19 protein-coding genes and 1 pseudogene are annotated in these 22,244 nt (G+C 73.3%); 6 read left to right on the top strand and 14 right to left on the bottom strand.

Features of this window, described 5'->3' with window-relative positions:
• The first annotated feature begins 12 nt into the window (after window positions 1–12).
• Complete coding sequence (locus ACFYPH_RS07150; RefSeq protein WP_354860687.1) at window positions 13–1,449, top strand: glycine hydroxymethyltransferase; 1,437 nt, start codon at window positions 13–15, stop codon at window positions 1,447–1,449.
• A gap of 143 nt (window positions 1,450–1,592) precedes the next feature.
• Here the strand turns inward: ACFYPH_RS07150 and ACFYPH_RS07145 are convergent, their stop codons facing one another.
• The 6 genes and pseudogenes from ACFYPH_RS07145 to ACFYPH_RS07120 form a co-directional block, all read right to left on the bottom strand.
• Window positions 1,593–1,853, bottom strand: coding sequence for a hypothetical protein (locus ACFYPH_RS07145; protein WP_234587138.1), 261 nt, complete (start codon window positions 1,851–1,853; stop codon window positions 1,593–1,595).
• On the bottom strand, window positions 1,853–3,181 hold the full coding sequence (locus ACFYPH_RS07140) for a PLP-dependent aminotransferase family protein (RefSeq protein WP_355137245.1): 1,329 nt from the start codon (window positions 3,179–3,181) through the stop codon (window positions 1,853–1,855). The genes ACFYPH_RS07145 and ACFYPH_RS07140 overlap by 1 nt, the downstream gene beginning before the upstream one ends.
• Window positions 3,182–3,184: 3 nt before the next feature.
• Window positions 3,185–4,288, bottom strand: a complete 1,104-nt coding sequence (locus ACFYPH_RS07135; RefSeq protein ID WP_387180525.1) for an alpha-hydroxy acid oxidase — start codon at window positions 4,286–4,288, stop codon at window positions 3,185–3,187.
• A 142-nt stretch (window positions 4,289–4,430) separates the two neighbouring features.
• Window positions 4,431–5,351: pseudogene (locus tag ACFYPH_RS07130) on the bottom strand (alpha/beta hydrolase); the annotation flags it as partial.
• A 9-nt stretch (window positions 5,352–5,360) separates the two neighbouring features.
• Window positions 5,361–6,572 carry a cytochrome P450 gene (locus ACFYPH_RS07125; RefSeq protein ID WP_363937640.1) on the bottom strand — a complete coding sequence of 404 codons (1,212 nt, stop codon included), beginning with the start codon at window positions 6,570–6,572 and terminating at the stop codon, window positions 5,361–5,363.
• A gap of 67 nt (window positions 6,573–6,639) precedes the next feature.
• The gene (locus ACFYPH_RS07120; RefSeq protein WP_387180523.1) at window positions 6,640–7,917 is read right to left on the bottom strand and encodes an SGNH/GDSL hydrolase family protein; all 1,278 of its coding nucleotides are present in this window, start codon (window positions 7,915–7,917) and stop codon (window positions 6,640–6,642) included.
• 310 nt (window positions 7,918–8,227) lie between these two features.
• Between ACFYPH_RS07120 and ACFYPH_RS07115 the strand changes: the two genes are divergently transcribed.
• The 3 genes from ACFYPH_RS07115 (at window position 8,228) to ACFYPH_RS07105 (ending at window position 12,171) form a co-directional block, all read left to right on the top strand.
• A complete protein-coding gene (locus ACFYPH_RS07115; protein ID WP_387179885.1) occupies window positions 8,228–9,793 on the top strand; it encodes an AMP-binding protein in 1,566 nt (521 codons plus the stop codon).
• On the top strand, window positions 9,790–11,013 hold the full coding sequence (locus ACFYPH_RS07110) for an MFS transporter (protein WP_354860692.1): 1,224 nt from the start codon (window positions 9,790–9,792) through the stop codon (window positions 11,011–11,013). Before ACFYPH_RS07115 ends, ACFYPH_RS07110 begins: the two co-directional genes overlap by 4 nt.
• Window positions 11,014–11,247: 234 nt before the next feature.
• Complete coding sequence (locus tag ACFYPH_RS07105) at window positions 11,248–12,171, top strand: aminoglycoside phosphotransferase family protein (RefSeq protein ID WP_387179882.1); 924 nt, start codon at window positions 11,248–11,250, stop codon at window positions 12,169–12,171.
• A 35-nt stretch (window positions 12,172–12,206) separates the two neighbouring features.
• Here the strand turns inward: ACFYPH_RS07105 and ACFYPH_RS07100 are convergent, their stop codons facing one another.
• Window positions 12,207–12,782: a hypothetical protein gene (locus tag ACFYPH_RS07100; protein WP_387179879.1), complete on the bottom strand. Its 576-nt coding sequence runs from the start codon at window positions 12,780–12,782 to the stop codon at window positions 12,207–12,209.
• 302 nt (window positions 12,783–13,084) lie between these two features.
• On the opposite strand from ACFYPH_RS07100, the gene ACFYPH_RS07095 reads away from it, so the two are divergent.
• Together ACFYPH_RS07095 and ACFYPH_RS07090 are read left to right on the top strand one after the other, a co-directional pair.
• Window positions 13,085–14,041, top strand: a complete 957-nt coding sequence (locus ACFYPH_RS07095) for a sialidase family protein (protein WP_387179876.1) — start codon at window positions 13,085–13,087, stop codon at window positions 14,039–14,041.
• A 9-nt stretch (window positions 14,042–14,050) separates the two neighbouring features.
• On the top strand, window positions 14,051–14,722 hold the full coding sequence (locus ACFYPH_RS07090) for an SGNH/GDSL hydrolase family protein (protein WP_387179874.1): 672 nt from the start codon (window positions 14,051–14,053) through the stop codon (window positions 14,720–14,722).
• 72 nt (window positions 14,723–14,794) lie between these two features.
• Here the strand turns inward: ACFYPH_RS07090 and ACFYPH_RS07085 are convergent, their stop codons facing one another.
• From ACFYPH_RS07085 to ACFYPH_RS07055, 7 genes are all read right to left on the bottom strand, one after another.
• Window positions 14,795–16,153, bottom strand: a complete 1,359-nt coding sequence (locus ACFYPH_RS07085; RefSeq protein ID WP_387179871.1) for a hypothetical protein — start codon at window positions 16,151–16,153, stop codon at window positions 14,795–14,797.
• Window positions 16,150–17,118 carry an alpha-ketoacid dehydrogenase subunit beta gene (locus tag ACFYPH_RS07080; protein WP_387179868.1) on the bottom strand — a complete coding sequence of 323 codons (969 nt, stop codon included), beginning with the start codon at window positions 17,116–17,118 and terminating at the stop codon, window positions 16,150–16,152. Before ACFYPH_RS07080 ends, ACFYPH_RS07085 begins: the two co-directional genes overlap by 4 nt.
• Window positions 17,119–17,146: 28 nt before the next feature.
• Complete coding sequence (locus ACFYPH_RS07075; protein WP_387179865.1) at window positions 17,147–18,118, bottom strand: thiamine pyrophosphate-dependent dehydrogenase E1 component subunit alpha; 972 nt, start codon at window positions 18,116–18,118, stop codon at window positions 17,147–17,149.
• The gene (locus ACFYPH_RS07070) at window positions 18,115–18,906 is read right to left on the bottom strand and encodes a DUF3050 domain-containing protein (protein ID WP_354860704.1); all 792 of its coding nucleotides are present in this window, start codon (window positions 18,904–18,906) and stop codon (window positions 18,115–18,117) included. Before ACFYPH_RS07070 ends, ACFYPH_RS07075 begins: the two co-directional genes overlap by 4 nt.
• 1 nt (window position 18,907) lies before the next feature.
• The gene (locus tag ACFYPH_RS07065) at window positions 18,908–19,837 is read right to left on the bottom strand and encodes a phytanoyl-CoA dioxygenase family protein (RefSeq protein ID WP_355067792.1); all 930 of its coding nucleotides are present in this window, start codon (window positions 19,835–19,837) and stop codon (window positions 18,908–18,910) included.
• Complete coding sequence (hppD, locus tag ACFYPH_RS07060; protein ID WP_387179861.1) at window positions 19,834–20,925, bottom strand: 4-hydroxyphenylpyruvate dioxygenase; 1,092 nt, start codon at window positions 20,923–20,925, stop codon at window positions 19,834–19,836. The genes ACFYPH_RS07065 and hppD overlap by 4 nt, the downstream gene beginning before the upstream one ends.
• Window positions 20,926–20,996: 71 nt before the next feature.
• A complete protein-coding gene (locus ACFYPH_RS07055; protein ID WP_387179858.1) occupies window positions 20,997–22,235 on the bottom strand; it encodes a beta-ketoacyl-[acyl-carrier-protein] synthase family protein in 1,239 nt (412 codons plus the stop codon).
• Between the last annotated feature and the right edge of the window lie 9 nt (window positions 22,236–22,244).

Genomic DNA, 22,244 nt, shown 5'->3' with positions numbered 1-22,244 from the left:
GTTGGAGGTCGCATGTCGCACAACGCCGAGTCCACCGCATTCCGGAGCGCCCTTGAGGTGATCCGGGCTGTCGAGCCGCGGGTGGCCGACGCCATCGGCGCCGAGCTGACCGACCAGCGGGAGTCCCTCAAGCTCATCGCCAGCGAGAACTACGCCTCCCCGGCGACCCTGCTGGCCATGGGCAACTGGTTCAGCGACAAGTACGCCGAGGGCACCGTGGGGCGTCGCTTCTACGCCGGCTGCCAGAACGTCGACACCGTCGAGGCGCTCGCCGCCGAGCACGCCCGGGAGCTGTTCGGCGCCGCGCACGCGTACGTGCAGCCGCACTCGGGCATCGACGCCAACCTGGTCGCGTTCTGGGCGGTGCTGGCCGACCGGGTGGAGTCCCCCGCGCTGAAGAAGGCCCAGGTACGCCAGGTCAACGACCTCACCGAGGCGGACTGGTTCGCGCTGCGCCGCGAGTTGGGCAACCAGCGGATGCTCGGCATGTCGCTGGACGCCGGCGGTCACCTCACCCACGGGTTCCGGCCGAACATCTCCGGCAAGATGTTCGACCAGCGCAGCTACGGCACCGACCCGGCGACCGGGCTGATCGACTACGACCGGGTCGCCGAGGCGGCCCGCGAGTTCAAGCCGCTGATCCTGGTCGGCGGCTACTCGGCGTACCCCCGGAAGGTGAACTTCCGGATCCTGCGGGAGATCGCCGACTCGGTCGGCGCCACCTTCATGGTCGACATGGCGCACTTCGCGGGCCTGGTGGCCGGCAAGGTCTTCACCGGCGACTTCGACCCGGTGCCGCACGCGCACATCGTCACCACCACCACCCACAAGTCGCTGCGCGGCCCGCGCGGCGGCATGGTGCTCTGCCAGCCGGAGCTGGCCGACCAGGTGGACCGGGGTTGCCCGATGGTGCTCGGCGGTCCGCTGCCGCACGTGATGGCCGCCAAGGCCGTCGCCCTCGCGGAGGCCCGCCGCCCCGACTTCGCCGACTACGCCCAGCGGATCGTGGACAACGCGCAGGCGCTCGCCGACGGGCTGCTGCGCCGGGGCGCGACGCTGGTCACCGGCGGCACCGACAACCACCTGGTGCTGATCGACGTGTCCGGCTACGGGCTCACCGGCCGGCAGGCCGAGCAGGCCCTGCTCGACTCCGGCATCGTCACCAACCGCAACTCGGTCCCGCAGGACCCGAACGGCGCGTGGTACACGTCCGGCATCCGGATCGGCACCCCGGCGCTGACCACCCGCGGGCTGGGCACCGCCGAGATGGACCAGACCGCGGAGCTGATCCACACCGTGCTGACCCAGACCACGGCCGGCGCCAACGCCGACGGCACCCCGTCCAAGGCGAAGTACACGCTCGACGCCGACCTGGCCGACAAGATCGCCCGCCAGGCCACCGACCTGCTGGCCCCCCACCCGCTCTACCCGGCCATCGACCTGGGCTGACGGTCGTCGTCAACCGGGTCCGACGGCACCCGGGCCGGGCTGTCGGTGGCAGTCACCGAAACGAGCGGTATACCTCAGAGTCATGAATATGACGCTGAGGTATACCGCTCAACTGTGTGACCGCCCCGGCGGGCGGCCGGCAGTCAGTTCAGGGGACGCTTGAGGTGGTAGCGGTGAACCTCGGTGCTGCCCTGGACGTTGTTGACGTCCTCGGCGGCCGAGACCAGCTCCCAGCCCTCCCGGCCGGCGCGGTTGAGGTGCGCGATGGCCGTGTCGCCATAGGGGGTGATGTCCTTGCGCGACCCGTCCGGGCCGTACCAGACGAACGAGACGGTGAAATTGCGGCCCTGTCCCTGATAGCGGCGGACGAGCAAGGCGTACTCCCAGGCAACCATGCGGCCCATTATGACCGTCCACGCAGGAGCTCGTCGGTGATGAGGGCGGCGAGCCGGTCCAACCCCAGGTCGATCTGCTCGGGTGTCACCGCGCTGACCGACAACCGCAGCGCGCACACCGGCGCCGTGTCGTCGTAGAAGTGCGCCATCGGCGTCCAGAGCACCCCGTAGTCACGCGCCGAGGTGTCCAGCAACGCGTCGTCGACCGCGAACGGCACGGTCACCACCACGAAGAACCCGCCGGCCGGCACCGTCCACCGCACCACCGCCGGCCGGTCCGGCCGATCCGGGAAACGCCGGGCCAGCCCGGCGACCAGGTGACGCAGATTGCGGGCGTACGCGGCCCGCTCCCGGGTGTTCGCGGGCACCAGGCTGCACCCGTGCTCCAGCAGCCGCCCACCGATCACCGCCTGCGCGATCGGCGAGGTGTTCACGGTGACCATGCTCTTGATCATCGCGAGCTGGTCGGCGAGCGGGCCGACCCGGCCGTCCGACCCGGCCACCCGCTGGTCGGCGACCACGTAGCCGACCCGCGCTCCGGGCAGCACGGTCTTGGCGAACGAGCCGAGGTAGACCACCCGCCGGTCGGTGTCCAGCGCCTTCAGGGTGGGCGGGCGCGGCCCGTCCTCGACGGGGAACAGCCCGTACGGGTTGTCCTCCAGCAGGAGCAGGTCCTCCTCGGCGGCCAGCGCCAACAGCCGCTGCCGGTCCGGGACGTTCATGCTGACCCCGGACGGGTTGGCGAAGTCCGGCAGCACGTAGCAGGCGCGCGGCCGGCGCCCCGACGCCCGGGCCCGACGCGCCTGTGCCCGCAGGTCGGCCAGGTCCACTCCGGACGGTCCACCGGCGACCGGCCACACCGGCAGGTCCACCAGCCGCGCCGCCCCGGTCAGCCCGACGTAGGTCGGGGCGACCGCCAGCAGCACGTCCGCCGGATCGGCCCGCAACGCCCGCAGCACCAGGAACATCGCCTCCTGGCAGCCGACGGTCACCACGACGGCCTCCGGGTCGACCGTGATCCCCTCGTCGACCGCGAGGTTGCGGGCGATGAGGTGGTGCACGATGCCCTTGGTCCGGCCGTACTGCAACAGCAGCCGTCGGGCCTGCTCGGGCGCGTGACCCAGCTCGTCGACGAGGTGCCGGTGGAACGTGTCCAGGTGCCGGTGCACCGCCGCGACGTCGAAGAACTCCTCGTACGGGCGCCCGGCCGCGAGCGACACCGCCGCCGGATAGCGTTCGGACACCTCGTTGAGGAAGTTCATCGAGGTCAGCGCCGGATCACCCAGCGCGGGGTGCAGGTCGGCGACGCTCAGGTCGGCCGACTCCGTCGGGGCCACCGCTCAGCCCGCCGCGAGCGTACGCAGCTCGGCCACCGCCGCCGGATCGGCGCAGCCGGCCAGGGTGAACGCGTCCCGCACCTCCGCGGCGAGCAACGCCAACGCGTCCTGCGCGCCGCGCCGCCCTCCGACGGCCAGCGCCCAGAGCAACGGACGACCGACCAGGACACCCGCCGCGCCCAACGCCAGCGCCCGCAGCACGTCGGTGCCTCCACGGATGCCGCTGTCCAGCAGCACCTGCCCACCGTCGCCGACGGCGTCCACGACCTCCGGCAGCATGGTGACGCTGGCCGGCGCCCCGTCCAACTGACGCCCGCCGTGGTTGGACACCACCACCGCGTCCGCCCCGATCCGCACCGCCTCGACCGCGTCGCGGGGATCCAGCACCCCCTTGACGACCAGCGGCAGGTCGACGTGCTCACGCAGCCAGGCCAGATCCGCCCAGCGCAGGGCGGACTCGAACGACGCGTCGGTGTGCGCGGCGATCGCGGACACACCGGGGGCGCCGGCGTGCGCCAGGGCGTCCCGGCCGTGCGGCAGGTTCGCGGCGACCACGTCGGCCGGGAGGCGGAACGCGTTGCGCAGGTCGCGTGGGCGTCGACCGAGCACCGGAACGTCCACGGTGACCACCAGCGCGTGGCAGCCCGCCGCGACGACCCGGTCCAGGAGATCGCGGACCAGCGCCCGGTCGCGCAGCCAGTAGAGCTGGAACCAGACCTCGGCACCGGCTCCGGTGATCTCCTCGATCGGCGTGCTGCTCAACGTGCTCGCCAGATACGGCACGCCGGCCGCGCCGGCCGCCGCCGCGAGGCCCAGTTCCCCGTCCGGGTGCACGAGCCGCTGGTACGCCATCGGCGCGACCCCGACCGGCATCGCGTACGGCCGGCCGAGCAGCCGGGCGCCGAGGTCCACGGCGTGGCTGCCGCGCAGCACCCGGGGCAGCACGGCCACCCGGTCCAGCGCGGCCCGGTTGGCGGCCAGGGTCACCTCGGCCGCGCTGCCGCCGGCGATGTAGTCCCACACGTCCGTGGCCAGCACCGCCCGCGCCCGCGGTCCGTAGTCGGCGAACGTCACCGCCGCCGGCACCCCGGTCGGCAGGTCGGCCAGTACCGGCTCAGCCACCCCGCACCCCCGCGTCGGCCGCAGCGGCGTCCGGGCCGGCGGCGGCTGCGCCGACACCTGAGCCGGCGGCGGCCGGGTCATCGTCAGCCTGGCCAATGGCCGGGTCGTCCCGCAGCGGCGGCAGCCCGAACCGTTCCCGCAGGAACGCGGCCGCGCGGTGCTGCGCCCGCTGGCCGTCGGTGAAGGCGCCGGGCATGGCGAAGAAACCGTGGATCATCTGCGGATAGTGGTCGAGGCGGGTGGGCACACCGCAGGCCCGCAGCCGCTGCGCGTAGCGCTGCCCCTCGGCGCACAGCGGGTCCAGCTCGGCGGTGACCACCAGCGCCGGAGGCAGGCCGGACAGGTCGTCGGCGAGCAGCGGCGACGCCAGCGGATCCCGGGAGTGTTCCGGGTCGGCCAGGTAGTGCGTCCGGTACCAGGCCACCGACCGGCGGTTGAACAACGCCGGGTCGTCGTCGACCGGGCCGGACGGCTCGGCGCTGACGTCGGTGTTCGGATAGACCAACAGCTGCGCGGCGAGCGGAGGCCCGTCCGTGCGGCAGAGCAGCGTCACCGCAGCCGCCAGGTTCCCGCCCGCGCTGTCCCCGCCCACCGCCAGCCGGGTCGGATCAACGCCGAACCGGTCGGCGTTCGCGGCGATCCACACGGTCGCGGCGTGGCAGTCGTGCACCGCGGCCGGAAAGGGGTGCTCCGGGGCCAGTCGGTAGCCGACGGTCACCACCTGGCATCCCGCCGCGTTGGCCAGTCGTCGGCAGATGCCGTCGGCGGTGTCCACGCTGCCGAGCGTCCACCCGCCACCGAAGAAGTACAGCAGGGTGGGCAGAGGCCCGTGCCCGCCCGGCCTGTACACCCGGATCGGCAGGTCACCGCCCGGCCCGGGGATCCGCTCGTCGCGTACCTCGGCGACCTGCTCGACCGCGCCGCCGCCGGCGCGGATCGCGGCCAGGTCGGCGGCGCGCGCCTCGCCGAGGGTCTGCGTGTAGAGCGGCGGCGTGCCGGCGACGACGCGGGCGGCACGGTAGGCCGCCACCTCCGGGTGCAGGGCCACGCGGGTCTCCTATCCGCCGGTGCTGACCAGCAGCTTGTCGATGCCGCGCAGGAAGAGGCTGCCGCTGTACGTCGGGGTCTCGGTGACCGCGAGCCGGGGGAACCGGGCGAACAGGCGGGGCAGGGCGAGGCGTCCCTCCAACCGGGACACCGCTGCGCCGAGGCAGAAGTGCAGGCCCACACCGAAGGCCAGCGACGGCGGGCCGGGGCGGGTGGGGTCGAAGACGTCCGGGTCGGGAAACCGCGCCGGGTCCCGGTTGGCGGCCCCGATGATGATGAGCACGTTGTCGTCGCGGGTGACCGGCACGCCGGCCAGCACGGTGTCCTGCGGCGCGGCCCGGGCGAGGAAGTGCACCGGGCTCTGCAGGCGCAGCACCTCGTCGACGCAGCCCCGGGCGAGGTCGTCGTCGGTGGGCAGCGCGGTGACCGCCCCCGGGTGGGCCAGCAGCAGCGGCAGGCCGTTGCTGAACATGTAGACGGTGGTGACGAAGCTGGCGTTGAACAGGACGATCAGGTTGCTGATCAGCTCCTCCTCGGTCAGCTCCACCTCGCCCGAGCCGACGGCCTCGACCAGTGCGCTGATCAGATCCTCGCCGGGCGTGCGGCGGCGGTGGGCCAGCAACTCCCGGTAGAACGCCCGCAGCTCCTGCGCCGCCGTGTTCGCGGCGGCCAGCCGCTGCGGGGTCTTCCCGGCCACGTCCAGGAACTCGTCGATGCGCTCCACCCGGTCCCGGTACCAGGGCAGCTCCCCCGCCGGGATGCCGATGAACTCCGCCATCACCAGGGCGGGGATCGGGTACGCGAAGTCGGCCACGAAGTCGACGACGCCGCCACCGGCGTCGGCCATCCTGTCCAGCAGCTCGTCGACGACCCGCAGGATCACCGGCTCCAGCGCGCCGAGGCGGCGCGGCGTGAAGGTACGGGAGAAGACGTGCCGCATCCGGGTGTGGTCGGGCGGGTTGATGAACATCATCGAGGTCTGGAAGGTGCGCAGGATCTCGTGCTCCTCCCAGCCCGGCGGCGGCTGTTTGGTCCACTGCGGATCGCGCAGCAGCCCGTCGATCAGGTCGTACCCGACCGCCACCGCCGCCACCGTGCGGTGCTCGGCGCGGGGCGGCACCGCGCTGACCGGCCCGAGCCGGTGCAGCTCGGCGTACCACGGGTACGGGTTCTGGCGGCCTTCTTCGCTGTAGAGGCCGGTGAGCAGGTCCTGCACCGTCACGACGTTCTCCTCCCCAGGATGTCGGCGCCCGGGGGCGGCGGGATCGGCCGCCGCCCCCGGGCCGGTGTCACAGGTTGAGCAGCCGCAACGGGACGGCGTCGGCCATCGCCCGGTTGCCGGCGTCGTTCGGGTGGATGTGGTCCCCCGAGTCGTACGCGGGCAGCAACTGGCTGGGCCGGGCCGGGTCACGCAGCACCCGGTCGAAGTCGAGCAGCCCGTCGAACTCCCGGCTGCCGCGCAGGTACGCGTTCACTGCCTGCCGGGTGGCCTCCTTCTCCGGCGTCCACACACCCGGGGCGCCGTGCCCCTCGTACGGGGTCAGCGTGGCCACCAGGCTGGTCAGCCCGCGCTGCTGGAGCTGCTGGTTGATCTGCCGGAGGGTGGCGATGATCGCCTCCGGCGGGTCGTTGGACATCCAGATGTCGTTGATGCCGAGGTGCGTGACGACCGTACGGACCCCGGTCTGGGGAAAGACGTCCTCGTTGAGGCGGGCCGCCGCGTTCGGGCCGAGCTGGAAGTAGCCGGGGTAGTCGCCGGCGCCCGGCTCGGTGCCCTCGTGGTTGAGGCGGTTGCCGGCCAGGCTCAGGTTGAGCACGCCCGGGGTGCGCCGATCCGGACGGTCGGCGAGCAGCCGGTCGGAGAGCAGGTCGGGCCAGCGCCGGTTGGCGTTGACCGTGCTGCCGTTGCCGTCGCCGATGGAGTCGCTGAGCACGACCAGCGCCCCCGGAGTGCCCTTGCGCTGCACGTCGATGCCGGACAGGAAGAACCAGCAGCAGGTGGGTCGGATGGTGAACCCGCCGCCGTCGGCGGCCCCGGTCAGGTCGCCGGCGCCGATGAAGTTGGTCTGCTGGGACTGCCCGTGAAAGGTCGTCGGCCCGGTCGGCGTCGGGAAGTGCAGAGTGACCACCAGGTCGCTGTCGTCCGCGACGGTGAAGGTCAGGGGATCGCTGAGCAGCTCGGCGCCCCGGTTCATGGTGGCCGAGGCGGCGCCGGTGAACGTCAGCGCGCGCAGCGAGGCCGGGTCGATGTCGGAGACGTCGTCGACGGTCGCGGTGTTCGGCCGGGCGACGGTGGCCCGGCCCACCCGGACCGCCTGCTCGCCGTAGAGGTTGCTCAGCCGTACGCGCAGCGCCGGGCCACCCACGGAGACGTGTACGACCATCCGGACGCTCTGGTTGTTCAGACCGGTGTTGGTCAGGCCGACCGAGTTGCCCCGGGTGACCGCGGCGGCCCAACTGCCCGCCCACTCGCCCCGGTCCGGCCGGGCCGCGGCGGTCGGGGATCCGCCGGCGCTGGCGACGACGGCGGGTGTTGCCGTGACCAGCAGCGCCGCGGCCGCGGCGATGACATGCCATCTCTTCGGGGTCGACATTGAACCTCCATCGTGTGGCAGCCCAGGGCCGTCCGCTGACGGCTCCCGCCTGGACGATGGTCCAGAAACCTAGCCGCCGCCGATGACGGGCGTCAATCAACCTGATCGACGCGATCAAATGTCCACCGGGCCTGCCGGATCGCCCTTCGGCCCGGTCCCGCCGCGCCCTCGCCGGCCTAGGCTCGCAGGCGGCGGCGGTGCGGTCGCCGAACGCGCGCCCACCGCCCGCGACGTCACCGGGAGCTGCCCGGAGACCGCCGCTTCTCGGATGGGGGTTTGCCGGATGACTGACGGACCCGGGCACGCGACCTACGTGGACAGGGCACTGGATCTCTTCGCCGACTTCGGCGACCGGGAGGCGCTGGTCGGCGGTGGCCGCCGCTTCACGTACACCGAGGCCGCCGCGCTGGTGCGTGCGATGGCTGTGGCGCTGACCCAGCACGGCGTACGGCCCGGCTCGGCGGTGCTGGTGACCGTCGCGAACGCCGTGGAGGGGCCGCTGCTCCAGCTCGCCCTGCACCTGATCGGCTGCCGGACGATGTGGGTCGCCCCGGTCACCGCCCGCCGGGAGGTCGACGAGTTCATCCGGCTGGCCCGCCCCGACGCCCTGGTCTACGACGCCCGCGACCCGGCCAGCCTGGGGCCGGAGCTGGCCGCCGCGCTGCCCGGCGTACCGGTGTGCTGCCTGGGCCCCGGCGGCGCCGGCCCGGACCTCACGGCCGACGCCGAACCGAACCCGGCGCTGGCGCTGCCGGCGGCCGTCCGCGCGCCGGAGTCGTTCCTGCAGACCAGCGGCACCACCGGCACCCCCAAGCTGGTGCACCACACCGAGAGCTTCTACGCCCAGATCCGCACCCTCGCGGCCGACTTCCGCGCCGCCGGGTTCCCCCTGCTGCGGCACCTGTCGCACTCGCCGATGTGGCTGGCCAGCGGCCAGATCACCACCCTGTTCAACCTGTTCACCGGCGGGGTGCTGTACCTGCGCGACGACTGGGACCCGGCGGCGTTCGTGGCCACCGTGCAACGGGAGCGGATCAACTCGACCTTCGTCACCCCGCCGATGCTCTACGAGCTGCTGGACCATCCGGCGTTGGTGGGCGCCGACTTCTCGGCCATGTTCATGTTCAACGTGGGCGCCGGGCCCGCGGCGCCCGCCCGGCTACGCCAGGCCATCGCGCGCTTCGGCCCGGTACTGCGCATCGTGTACGGCCTCAGCGAGGCCGTGGTCATCACCGCTCTGCCCGGACTGACCGACGATCCGGAGCACCCGGAGCGGCTGCGCTCCTGCGGGCGGCCCTACGGCGACGTACGCATCGAGATCCGCGACGACGACGGCACGGTGCTGCCGCCGGGCCGCGACGGCGAGGTGTGGGTGCGTACGAAGCTGGGCTTCGCCGGCTACCACGGCCAGCCCGAGTTGACCGCGCAGACGCTCGTCGACGGGTGGGTCCGCACCCGCGACATTGGCCATCTCGACGGCGACGGCTTCCTCTATCTGGTCGACCGGGCGCACGACATGATCGTCACGCACCGGCGGAACTGGGCGATCTTCTGCCGCCCCATCGAGGACGTCCTGGCCGGGCACCCGCAGGTGCGGGCCGCCGCGGTGATCGGCGTGCCGGACGAGACGGTGGGCGAGGTGCCGTACGCGTACGTGGTGACCGCGCCCGGCGCGACGGTCACCGGGGCGGAGCTGATCGACCTGGTGACCGCCGAGCTCAACGAGATGTGGGCGCCGGCCGGGGTGGAGTTCGTCGACCGGTTGCCGGTGAACCGGTCGGTGAAGGTGGACAAGCGGGCGCTGCGCGCGCAGTACGCCGCGCGCCGGGCGGCGGCGGTCGGGACGTGACCCCCCGCCGGCAGCTGGTCGTCCTGGTCAGCGCGGACCTGGTCTCCAACCTGGGCACCCGCATCTCGGTGGTGACCATCCCCTGGCTGGTGCTGGTCACCACCGGCAGCCCGACCAAGATGGGTCTGGTCGCGTTCGCCGAGACGCTGCCGTACCTGCTGTCCAGTGCCCTGGGCACGCCCTGGGCGGACCGGATCGGCCTGCGCCGGACGTCGATCCTGTGCGACGCGGGCAGCGCGGTGGCCATGGTGGTCGTCGCGTTGACCCCGTGGCTGGGCTTCGCCCCCCTGGTGGCGCTGGTCGCGGTGGCCGGCGCGCTACGAGGCATCGGGGACCGGGTCAAGCACGTCATGTTCCGGCCGGTCGCCGAGGCCGCCGGGGTGCCGCTGATCCGCCTGACCTCGGCGTACGACGGGTTGAGCCGGGTGGTGACGCTGTTCGGCGCCGCCGTGGGCGGCCTGTTGATCGCCGCGTTCGGGGTGAGCCAGGCGATCCTCATCGACGCGGTCAGCTTCGCGATCTGTGCCCTGCTGATCGGCCTCCTGGTCCGACCCCCGGCCGCCCCGGCGCAGCCCACCGCCCCGGTCGGCTACCTGCGCGCGCTGCGCGACGGGTTCGGCTACCTCGGTCGGGACCGGCCGCTGCTGGGCATGCTGGTCGTCGTCTCGGCGCTGAACATGGTCGCCAACGCCAGCGTGGCCGTCTACATCCCGTTCTGGGTCGCCCGAGAGCTGCACGGCCCCAGCGGGCTCGGCCTGGTGCTGGCGGCGTTCTCGGCGGGCGCGCTGCTGGGCAACGTGCTGTTCACCGCGCTCGGTCCCCGGCTGCCCGGCCGGCTGACGTTCCTGCTCGGGGCGACGGTCGCCGGCACGCCTCGACTGGTCGCCCTGGCGATCAGCGACGAGTTGCCGGTCGTGCTCGTGGTGACGTTCCTGTCCGGCATCGGCATCGCGGCGGTCAACCCGCTGCTCGGGGTGGCGCTCTACGAGCGGGTGCCGGCGGATCTGCAGACCCGAGTGCTCGGCATCGCCGGATCGCTGGCCTTCGTCGGCCTGCCGGTCGGCGCGTTGCTCGGCGGCTGGTCGGTGGACGCGCTCGGGCTCACCCCGGCGCTGCTGGTCATGGCCGTGGCGTGCCTGCTCGTCACCGCGTTCCCGCTGGTGGCGAGGGCGTCCAACCCGAAGGCGCCGACGCGGCCCACACCTGCCGCCACCGCCTGATGCCCTGCTGCCCAGCGGCTCGCAACCGTCTCGTGCGCCCCCTTTGCTCTGCTTACACCCACGCAACACTTTCGGGGCGTCGGTGTTGCGGCGGTTGAAGCAGAGCAAAGGAGGCAGTTGAGGTACGGCCAGGCCCGCACCTCCCGGACACCTGTCCCGAGCGCTGGCCCGGCCGGTTCCACTGTCGGCGCAAATCGGTTGCGGGCGGCCGGCGGAGCCCGCAGGCTCGGGCGGATGAGCGCACAGCCCGCACCCGACGTGCCGGACATTGACGAGACGACGGCCCGGCGCATCGACGTGGGCCTGGTCCGCCGACTGGTCGCCGAGCAGTTCCCCCGGTGGGCCGAGCTGCCGGTACGCCCGGTCGAGGTCGGCGGCTGGGACAACCGGACCTTCCACCTGGGTGCGGAGATGACCGTGCGGCTGCCCAGCGGGGAGGGCTACGCGTTGCAGGTCCCCAAGGAGCAGCGCTGGCTGCCGGTACTCGGCGGGCAGCTGCCGCTGGAGATTTCTACCCCGCTGGCCCACGGGCGACCCGGCGCCGGCTACCCGTACCCGTGGTCGGTCTACGGCTGGATCGACGGCCGGACCGCGCGACCCGGACGGATCGACGACCCGACCCGGTTCGCCACCGACCTCGCCGCCTTCCTGTGCGCCCTGCGCGCCGTCGACACCACCGACGCCCCGGCGGCCGGCCCGCACAGCGCCTGGCGCGGCGGTCCGCTGTCCACGTACGACCCGGAGACCCGGGCGGCGATCGAGACGCACCGCGACCGGCTGCCCGTCGACGTGGTCACCGACATCTGGCAGGCCGCTCTCGATGCCACCTGGTCCGGGCCGCCGGTCTGGTTCCACGGCGACGTCGCGGAGGGCAACCTGCTGGTTCGCGACGGTCGGCTCGCCGCCGTCATCGACTTCGGCTGCTGCGGTGTCGGCGACCCCGCCTGCGACACGGTGATCGCCTGGACCCTGCTGCGCGGCGCCGCCCGGGCGGCGTTCCTCGACGCGCTCGACGTCGACACGGCCACCTGGGCGCGCGGGCGCGGGTGGGCGCTGTGGAAGGCGCTCATCACGCTGGACGCCCCGGAGCCGGCCACGGCGGCCTGGGCCCGGCGGGTGCTCGCCGAACTGCTCGCCGAGCACGCCGTGTCCCGCTGATCCCCTCCGCACCGGGCCCGGACCGGCGCGTCTCGTCAGGGACCGGTTCGGACCGGGGTGGCGTGTTCGGTCCGGCAGCGCGGGCAGCGCAGCTTCGCCCCGGCGGCGACTGTCGGCACGCGCAGCCGCTGCCCGCATCCGCAGGTGAACTCCCGGGCCGAGCGCAGGTACTCGGCGCGGTCGCGGCGTGGCCAGCGGCCGTGGCAGCGGGCACACCACTTCGGCGGGTAGCTGTGATACCAGGCCAGCCCGAACGCTCCCCCGACCATCAGGCTGCCGGGGACCAGCAGGCCCAGCGGCGCGAGCAGGGCAGGCCACAGTGCGCCGACGCCGTCGGACAGCACCGCGCCGACCACGACCAGCACGACCACCGGCACGCCGAGCAGGGTGAACCCGAAGCCCCACGCGAAGGCCAGCAGCGACAGCAGGAACACCACCCACATGCCGCCGGGCGCCCACCGCCGGACGCCGTACCCGCCGCAGCGTGGACAGTTCGGCGAGGCACGGTGCGGTACGGCCCGCAGCGCCTTCGGTGCGAGCCACTCGGTCAGTTTGCCGAGGATCGCCTCGACCAGCTTGCTCGCCAGGGCCTGCAGAAAGGCGCTGAGCATCGACACCTCCCTCCGACCGGCACGCCAGCCCAGGTCGGCTGGCCCACCGCCATCGTGGCGGACCCGTGCCAGCGCACCGCCCCACCGCGCCGACGCTGCGCCTCGATGACGCCGATCCGACAGGGTCAACGGACCTCGTCGTTCGTCGTCCGTTCTTCTGCTGGCCGCGCGGGCGTCGGCCGGGGCGGCTAGCGTCGGCCCGTCGCAGCCGCGCCGGAGCCCGTCGGGCCGGAGAACGGCCGACCCGGCCGCGCGTCGGCCCCGGGAGTACCGCTCTTTCCGCAGCCAGGAGGCCGCCGCGCATGACGTCGTCGTCACCCACCCACCGCCGCACCGCCGGGGTCACCGCCGTGCGGCGGATCGGCGACAGCGCGCCGCACAGCGCGTTCACCGACCTCGTCCGGTACGCCGGCATGTGGTTCTGCGCCTTCCGTGAGGCGCGGACGCACCTCTCCGGTGACGGCGTGATCCGGGTGCTGACCTCGGCGGACGGCCGGGCGTGGAGCTCCGCGGCGGTCATCCGGCAGGACGGCGTCGACCTGCGCGATCCGCGGTTCGTCGTCCGGCCCGACGGCCGCCTGCAACTGTTCGCGGCGGCGGCGACCGGAGAGACGAGCAAGACGTTCGACACGGTGACCTGGCTCTCCGGGGACGGGCGCAGCTGGGGCGACCCGGTTCCCGTCGGCGAACCGGGCCTCTGGGTGTGGCGGGCCGCCTGGCACCACGACGCGATGTACGCCGTCGGCTACGCCACCCGGGGGCCACGGTTCGCCCGGCTCTACCGCAGCGTCGACGGCGTCGACCTGCGGCAGTGGGTGCCGACGCTGTTCGAGGGCGGCTACCCCAACGAGTCGGGTCTGGCCTTCGCTCCGGACGGCACCGCCCACTGCCTGTTGCGCCGCGACGGCGACAGCGCCACCGCGCAGCTCGGCCGGGCCCGACCGCCGTACCGGGAGTGGACCTGGACCGACCTGGGGGTGCAGGTGGGCGGGCCGGCGCTGCTCCGGCTGCCCGACGGACGGCTGCTGGCCGGCGTACGGCTGCTCGACGGCGACGTCCGCACCGCGATCTGCGCCGTCGACCCGGAGCGCGGCGCGCTGACCGAACTGGTCGCGTTGCCCTCCGGCGGCGACACCAGCTACCCGGGCCTGGTCTGGCACGACGATCTGCTCTGGGTCAGCTACTACTCCTCCCACGAGGGGCGTACGTGCGTCTACCTGGCCGAGGTCAGCCTGGCCGAGGAGGCGGCGGTCGGTTAGCGTGCCGGCATGCCATCGACGCTCGACGAAGCGACCGATCCGTACTGCCTCCGCCCCGGGGAGGCCGGCGAACTGCTGCGCGGGCACCCGTGGCGGCGGTTCGTGGCGATCGGCGACAGCGTGGTGCAGGGCATGTGCGAGCCGACCCCGGGCTACCCGGACGTGCAGTGGGTCGACCGGGTCGCCGCCGAGCTGACCGCCGTCCGTCCCGAGCTGGCGTACCGGAACCTGGGTCGGCGCGGGCTGCGCGCGCACCAGGTGCGGGCCGCGCAGCTCGCCCCGGCGCTGGCCTTCGAGCCGGACCTGGCGCTGGTGGTCTGCGGCGGCAACGACGCCTTTCATCCGGCGTACGACGCGGACGCGGTGGACGCCGAGCTGACCGCGATGATCAGCGCGCTCCGGGACGTCGGCGCGGACGTGATCACGGTGGGCATGTTCGACGTGTCGCACAGCCCGGCCGTGCCCGAGCACGTGCGCGCCGGCCTGGGGGAACGGATGCGACGCCTCTCCGCGCACACGGCGCGGCTGGCCGAACGCCTGGGAACGGTCCACGTGCACCTCACGGACCACCCACTGACGGCCGACCCCACCCTCTACAGCACCGACGGCCGCCACGGCAGCGCCCGCAGCGACGCGGTAGCGACAGCCGAAACCCTCCGCGCCCTCCGACCGCGACGGTGATCATGAAGTTATTGCCGTCCGGCACGGCGTGTCGGGGCAATAACTTCATGATCAACCGGTTGGGGGTCGGGGTCAGTCGGACAGGAGGATTCCCGTGAGGAGGACTCCGTGGGCCAGGTTGAGGATTCCGTCGCCACCGGGAAAACCGACCCTCGCCAGGCCGCCGGAGGCGTGGCGGCCGAACAGGTAGGGGGCCAGGGAGTACGGGACGTCGGCCGTCACCGTCTCGCCGGTCTCGATCTGCACGAAGTCCATCGGCACCCGGTCGGCCGGCAGATACCGCTGCAGGATGTTGCCGCCCCGGTCGACGGCCGCGCGCAGGCCGTCGGCCCAGTCCGTCGGGCTCAGCTCGGGGCCGATCAGCACACCGTGCCCGGCTGAGCCGTCCGCCGGCTTCGCCACCAGCTCGGCCTGCTCGGCGATCGCCCGGTCGAGCACCGCGACGGTCAACGGCACCGTGTACGGCACGTGCCGGCGGATCAGCGTCTGGTCGTCGGCGGGCAGGGCGTCCACGTCCTCCCACAGCCAGGCGAAGGTGGTCTTGTTGCCGAGCAGCCAGGCCGCCGCCGACACGAACATCGGCAGCGTGCCGGCGGCCAACGCGCCGGCCACCGCGTCCAGGCCGGCGGTCGGGGTGACCCGGTTGGGCACGAAGAGGCGGAACAGCGCGTCGACCGGCGCGCCGTCGACCACGAGCCGGTCGTCGGCGGCCAGGGTGGCGGTGGACAGGGGCGCGATGACCAGGTCGATGCCGAAGTCCCGGGCCCGTACGGCGAGCGGGCTGAGGATGCGGATGAACGTCTCCGGGTCGTCCAGGCCCGGATAGTCGGCGTCGAAGTCCATCAGCAGCGCCAGCCGGGCGCCGTCGGGCAACCCCAGCTCCTCGCGGATCGCCACGAAACGCTGGTCCAGCAGCGACGGCGCGGCGCGTACCGGCAGCTCGTCGAGGATGCCGTGCTCGGCGTAGAGCTGCGCGAACCGCTGGATGACGGTGTCGGCGTCGAATCCTCCCCCGAGGCTGCTGTCGATGTTGTACTCGACGAACTTCGGCACGCCCTCGGTGAAGATCACATCCGGCCGGTACGCGGCCAGCAGCGCCTCGGTCAGCGGCTCCGACTCGTCCAGCAGTCGGGTCTCCCCCGCCGGGACGCCGAGCAGCCGGCGCAGCTCACCGGCGGTGTCCACCCGCCGCCGGCAGGCGTTCAGGATGAGTTGGGCCAGCCGGTCGCAGACCTCGTTCAACTCCCGCCAGGCGTCGGCGGTCAGGACCGGGGGGCGGGCCAGCCGCCACTCTTTGTTGTAGGTCGCCCGCCCGTGGAAGACGCGTTCCCAGGCGGCCGCGCCGGTGGCCACCATGGCCCGACGGGCCGGCTCCGGCAGGTCGGTCCAGGCCCCGTCGGCCGACGGCCACGAGTAGTTCGGGTCGATCATGATGAGTCCTTCATGGTCAGGTGGATGGCGGTGGCGAGCTGCTCCCGGGACGGCTGCACGGCGCGGTCCAGGGCAGGGGCGAACGGCAGCACCGCGCCGTCCGGGCGGGTGACCCGGCGCGGCGGGGCGATCAGCCGGACCCGCTCCACCACCGAGGCGATGATCTCGGCGGCCATGCCGCAGGAGCGGTTGGCGTCGTCGAGCACCACGAGACGCCCGGTGCGGGCCACCGACTCGGTCAACCCGTCGATGTCGAAGGGGTACAGGGTGCGCGGGTCGAACACCTCCACCGAGACCTGGTCGGCCACCTCCTCGGCGACCGCGAGCGCGTCGTGCACCAGGTGCCCGATCGCGACCACCGTCACGTCGTCGCCGAAGCGGTGGATGCGGCCCCGGCCCAGCGGCACCGGCTCCAGATCGGACACGTCGTCGCGCCTGTCCATCGCCCCGGCCGGGGCGAACACCACCACCGGGTCGTCGTGCCGGATCGCGCTGACCAGCAGCCCGTACGCGTCGGCCGGGGTGGCCGGCACGACGGTGACCACGCCGACGTGGGCGAAGAGGCTGTACGGGTGGTCGGAGTGCTGCCCCGCCCAGCCGGTACGCGACCCGGAGCCGGGCACCAGGTAGGTGACCGGCACCGCGCACTGCCCGCCGGTCATCAGCGGGAACTTGTGCGCGTGGTTGACGATCTGCTCGAAGACCAGGAACAGCAGCGACGGGATCTGGAACTCGATCACCGGCCGGAGCCCGGCCAGCGCCGCCCCGGTGGCGAAGCTGGTGAACGCCTGCTCGGACAGCGGGGTGTCGCGGACCCGGTCGACGCCGAACCGTTTGGCCAGCCCGGTGGTCACCAGCGACGCGCCGACCTGGATGTCCTCGCCGAGCAGGAACACCGCCTCGTCGCGGGTCAGCTCGTCGGCCAGCGCCCGGGTCAACGCCCGGCGGTACGACAGTCGGGGCACCTCAGCCACCTCCGGTGCGCACGGTCATTCAGCCACCTCCGGTGCGAGCGGTCAGGCCGCTGGCGTACAGGTACGCCAGCGCGTCGGCCGGGTCGGGATGCGGGCTGTCCAGGGCGAAGCGCACCGCCGCGTCGAGGGTCGCCTCGACCTCGGCGTCCACGGCGGCGCGCTCGGCGTCGGAGAGCCGTTCGCCCTGGATGCGCACCGGGTCCCGGGCCCTGCCCCGGCTCACCTCGTCGGGCGGGCGGTAGTCGAGGCGTACCGCGTGTTCGAAGGTGTGGTGGGCGTCGAAGCGGTAGGTCCGGGCCTCGATCAGCTCGGGGCCGCCGCCGGCGCGCATCCGGTCGACGGCGGCGGCCGACGCGTCGCGTACCGCCTCCGGGTCCTGGCCGTCGACCTCGACGGCCCGGATGCCGAAGGCGGCGGCGCGGCCGGCGATGCTGCCGGCCACCGCGCCGGCGACCGGCATGGTGGTGGCGTAGCCGTTGTTCTCGCAGACGAACAGCACCGGCACCCGCCACAGCGCGGCCAGGTTGAACGCCTCCAGCAGCATCCCCTCGTTGACCGCGCCGTCGCCGAAGAAGCTCACCCCGACGGTGTCGCGGCCCTGCCGTCGGCGGGCCCACACCGCGCCCGTGATGATCGCCCCGGAGGCGCCGACGATGGCGTTCGCGCCGAGCACGCCGATGCTGAGGTCGGCGGCGTGCATCGAGCCGCCCCGCCCGGCGTTGAGGCCGGTCAGCCGGCCGCACAGCTCGGCGAGCATCCGGGCCGGGTCGGCGCCGCGGGCCAGCACGTGCCCGTGCCCGCGGTGGGTGCCGGCGAGCACGTCGTCGGCCCCGAGCGCGGCGCAGACGCCGGCAGCGATCCCCTCCTGACCGAGGTACGGGTGGATGCCGCCGACGATCTGCCCGCCGTGGACCAGCTCCACCGCACGCTGTTCGAACCGGCGGATCAGCCGGACCGTGCGGTAGAGCCGGACCGGGTCGGCGTCGGTCACGCCGGCCCCTTGACCGCTGCGAGGATGTCGTCCCAGAGCCGGGCGCGGGCGGCCAGGGCGGTGTTGACCGTGTCGGCGCACTCCTGCCACTTCGTGTCGTCGTCGCCGCACAGGTCGGCGAGCATCTGCATGGCCATCGGGGTGTGCTGCTCGCCGTCGACCTCGATGTGCCGTTCCAGGTAGTCGACGAAGGTGTGCAGCCGGTTGCTGCGCTCGTTGACCGCGACGACCTGCGTGAACATGTCCGGGATCAGGTCCTCCCGGCCGAACGCGAAGGCCGCCGCCTGACAGTGCACCGGGGTGGACTCGATGATGTGCCAGGTGGTCGCGGCGAACCGCGCGGACGCGGCCGGCGCCCCCGCCTCGGCGAGCGCGTCGGTCACCGGCCGGCCGGCGCGCAGCAGGTCGACGAGGGCGTTCACGGCGGTGGTGTCCGCGCCGGCCTCGGCCATTCCCCGCACGTACAGCTCGAAGTGACTGATGTAGCCCTCGCCCAGCTCGTCGCTCTCCTCCACCATGACGATGTCGTTGATGAGGCGGCGGCTGCCGGTCGGGCCGGTCGGAATCCAGGGGACGGTCACGCAGGTCAACTGCCGCTGCAACGACTTGAGCAGCGACATGAAGTCCCAGACCGCGAAGACGTGGTGCTCCATGAAGGTGACCAGCGCCTCGTGGGTGTCGAGGTTGGCGTAGAGCGGGTGCTTGACCACGGCGTCGCGTCGCTCGGTCACCGCCTGTTCCAGCCGTTCGATGCCCGGGTGCGTCCTACCCCAGTCATACCGTGACATGTCAGCCTCCCTGCTGGGCGCGGTGGCGCCAGATGACCGGGCAGTAGTCGGGGTCCGCGTAGTCCGGCCGCCCGTCGTGGGTGCGGCGGACCAGCACGTCGTGGTTGTACGCGGCGAGCGAGCCGTCGGAGAGCGGGTACGCCCGCCAGGCGTTGTCGCCGTCCTGCAGGTGCAGCGAGATCGCCTGTCGGGGGCGACCGCTGACGTTGGGGCCGCTGCCGTGGTAGGTGCGGCAGTGGTGGAAGCTCACGTGTCCCTTGGGGATCACCATCGGGATCTTGCGGATCTCGGCGCCGTTGTGTGCGGCGTTCTCGGCCAGCATCTCCTCCAGCTGGCTGCGGTCGCGGTCGGCGAAGTGCCGCACGACTGTGTCGTCGGCGCCGATCTCGGACCACCGGTGCGAGCCGTCGACCATGGTGATGGTGCCCATCTCCTGGCCGCAGTCGTGAAAGGGGATGAACGCGGTGAGCATCTTCTCCGACGACGACGACGCCCAGTAGTGCTTGTCGAAGTGCCAGGGCACGATGTTGCTCGGCTCGCCGGAGATCGGCGGCTTGTAGATCAGCGTGGACTGGAAGACGCGGATCTCGTCGGCCTCGGCGAGCCGGGCGGCGACCGCGCCGATCAGCGGTTTACGCAGGATCGCGCCGAGGCCGTCGTGCTCGTGGTGGACGTAGTCGTTGTGCCGCTGCACCGGCCCTTTCGCGGGCTCCCAGTAGGCGAGCTTCGGTGGACGCACCGGCAGCCGCCGGTCGCGTTCGCCGTCGTAGTAGCGCTGTGCGGCGGCGGCGAGCGCGTCCACCTCGTCGTCGGTGAACAGCTTCTTCGACAGGTACCAGCCGTGCTCGGCGTAGTGCCGCACGTCGTCGTCGGAGGGCAGCAGCGCCCTCTCCTGGGCGGTCAGCGTCGGTTCGTACTCGGTCGCGGTCATGCCCCCACCCCCTGTGGTGTGGCCGCCGCGGCGGCCAGTTCCCGCTCCTTGGCCTCGTACAGCGCCTTGATGTTGCCGCTGCCGAAACCGCTCGCGCCCCGCCGCTCGATCAGCTCCAGAAACAGCGTGCGGCGCACGTGCATCGACTCGGCGAAGATCTGCAACAGCTGCCCGCCGTGATCGGAGTCGACCAGCACTCCCAGCTCGCGCAGTCGTTCCAGCGGGGCGTCCACCCGACCGACCCGCGCCTCCAGGGCGTCGTAGTAGCTGGCGGGGGTGCCGGCGAAGCGGACCCCGCGCCGGCCCAGCGACTCCACGGCGGCGACGATGTCGTCGGTACGCAGCCCCAGGTGCTGCACTCCCCCACCGGCGTGCTGGTCGAGGAACGCGTCGATCTGCCCCGGCCGGCGGGCCCGGTCGGGCTCCAGCAACACGACGGTGACCTGCCCGGACGGGCTCTGCACCACCTTGGAGTTCATCCCCTGCCCGTCGACCTCGATGTGCTCCTCGAAGATCTGCGCGAAGTCGAACAGCCCCTCGAAGTGCCGGACCGTCTCGTCCAGCTCGCCGGACGGCACGCAGACCGCCAGGTGGTCGACCTCGGCGAGGACCGACTTTCCCTCCTCCGCCGTGAACGGCGTCGGCGTGATCACGCCGGGCAGGAAGTCGGCCCGGCTCCCCCGGCGCTGCACCAGGCGGTGCCGCACGTCGGCGAAGCCCTCCACCTCGGCGGTCACCACCTCGGCGTCCGCGCCGGTCAGCGTGGTCGGTGGGGTCACGCCGGTCGCGCCCCGGCCCACCAGCTCGGCGTACGCCTCGGCGACGTCGCCGACCTCGACCGCGACGACCGCGATGCCGTCGCCGTGGCGCTGCACGTACCGGGCCGCCGGATGCTCGGCGCTCAGCCCGGAGGTGAGCAGCAGGCGGATGTCGCCGTGGCAGAGCAGCAGTGAGCGCTGCCCGGTCAGGCCGGTCTCCGGGCCACCCTGACCGCAGATCTGAAAACCGACGGCGGTGCTGAAGTAGAAGGCCGCCTGCCGGGCGTCACCTACGTAGAGTTCGATGTGGTCGATCCCACGGATGTCCATGTTCAGTGCCCTTCCCCATGCTTCCCCCCGCGTTGCCGTCCGGACGCCCCCCGTCCGGGATGCCGCGTCGCTCACCTCCTCGGCTCGGCGACCCGCGCGAGCAGCAGGCTCACGTTCTGGCCGCCGAACCCGAACGAGTTGGTCAGCGCGTACTCCGGGTCGGCCTTGCGGGGGGTGCCACGGATGTGGTCCGCCGGGCAGGCCGGGTCCGGGTCGTCGAGGTGGTACGTCGGTGGCAGCAGCCCCCGACCGAGCGCCAGCGCGGTCGCCGCGGCCTCCAGCACCCCGGAGGCGCCGAGCAGGTGGCCGGTGAGCGCCTTGGTGGAGCTGACCGGCACGCCGCCGTCGCCGAAGACGTCCGCGAGGGCGGTGGCCTCGGCGATGTCGCCGAGCTTCGTGCCGGTGCCGTGCGCGTTGACGTAGCCGACCGCGGCAGCGGGCACGCCCGAGTTGCGCAGCGCGCCACGGATGCACGCGGCCGCGCCGGCGCCGTCGGGGCGCGGGGCGGTCGGGTGGTACGCGTCGGTGGTCGCGCCGTAGCCGGCCACCTCGGCGTACCCGGTGGCGCCGCGTGCGGCGGCGTGCTCGGCACGTTCGAGCACCAGCAGCGCCGCGCCCTCGGCCAGCACGAACCCGGAGCGGGACGTGTCGAACGGCCGGCTCGCCCGGGACGGGTCGTCCCCGGCGCGGGCCAGCGCCCGCGCGTTGCCGAAGGTGTCGGCGAAGGTGGGGAAGAGCGGCGCCTCGCTGGCCCCGCAGACCACCACGTCGGCCTCCCCCGCCCGGATCAACCGGACCGCGTCGGCGACCGCCTGCGCGCCGGACGCGCAGGCCGTGCCGACCGACGAGCTGTAGCCCCGGATGCCGTGCGCGATGGCGATCCGCGCCGCCGGCATGTTCGGCAGGATGCCGGTGAGCAGGTACGGGCTGACCGCCGCGCGGCCCCGGGCGGCGCGGGCGAGCACCTGGGTCTCCAGGGTGGCCATCCCGCCGACCCCGCCGACGATCACGCCGATCCGGGACTCATCGACGTCGCGGCCCACCTCGATGCCGGCGTCGGCGAGCGCGTCGGCGGCGGCGAGCAGGGCGAGCACCACGATCCGGTCCAGCACGCGGCTCTCCGGCCCGGACACGACGCTGCGCGGGTCGATGTCCGGCAGCAGACCGGCGACGTCCAGCGACCCCCGCGCCGGATGACCGTCGGGCGGCCGGGTCAGCCCGGAACGGCCGGTGGTCAGCGCGTCGAAGGTCTCCTCGACGCCCCGCCCGACCGGGGTGAACAGACCCATCCCGGTGATCAAGGCCGTCACGACGGCGCT

This window comes from Micromonospora sp. NPDC005252 (assembly GCF_042872475.1).
Classification (GTDB): domain Bacteria; phylum Actinomycetota; class Actinomycetes; order Mycobacteriales; family Micromonosporaceae; genus Micromonospora.
Note: the sequence above shows the minus strand (reverse complement) of the source record. Positions and strands in the feature narration are given on the sequence as shown.

Bases quoted from the DNA above. Each gene is read 5' to 3' on its own strand.
- ACFYPH_RS07145 (WP_234587138.1), bottom strand. From the start codon at position 1,853: ATGGGCCGCATGGTTGCCTGGGAGTACGCCTTGCTCGTCCGCCGCTAT.
- ACFYPH_RS07100 (WP_387179879.1), bottom strand. From the start codon at position 12,782: ATGCTCAGCGCCTTTCTGCAGGCCCTGGCGAGCAAGCTGGTCGAGGCG.
- ACFYPH_RS07150 (WP_354860687.1), top strand. From the start codon at position 13: ATGTCGCACAACGCCGAGTCCACCGCATTCCGGAGCGCCCTTGAGGTG.
- hppD (WP_387179861.1), bottom strand. From the start codon at position 20,925: ATGGACATCCGTGGGATCGACCACATCGAACTCTACGTAGGTGACGCC.
- ACFYPH_RS07070 (WP_354860704.1), bottom strand. From the start codon at position 18,906: ATGTCACGGTATGACTGGGGTAGGACGCACCCGGGCATCGAACGGCTG.
- ACFYPH_RS07065 (WP_355067792.1), bottom strand. From the start codon at position 19,837: ATGACCGCGACCGAGTACGAACCGACGCTGACCGCCCAGGAGAGGGCG.
- ACFYPH_RS07115 (WP_387179885.1), top strand. From the start codon at position 8,228: ATGACTGACGGACCCGGGCACGCGACCTACGTGGACAGGGCACTGGAT.
- ACFYPH_RS07090 (WP_387179874.1), top strand. From the start codon at position 14,051: ATGCCATCGACGCTCGACGAAGCGACCGATCCGTACTGCCTCCGCCCC.
- ACFYPH_RS07105 (WP_387179882.1), top strand. From the start codon at position 11,248: ATGAGCGCACAGCCCGCACCCGACGTGCCGGACATTGACGAGACGACG.
- ACFYPH_RS07095 (WP_387179876.1), top strand. From the start codon at position 13,085: ATGACGTCGTCGTCACCCACCCACCGCCGCACCGCCGGGGTCACCGCC.
- ACFYPH_RS07085 (WP_387179871.1), bottom strand. From the start codon at position 16,153: ATGATCGACCCGAACTACTCGTGGCCGTCGGCCGACGGGGCCTGGACC.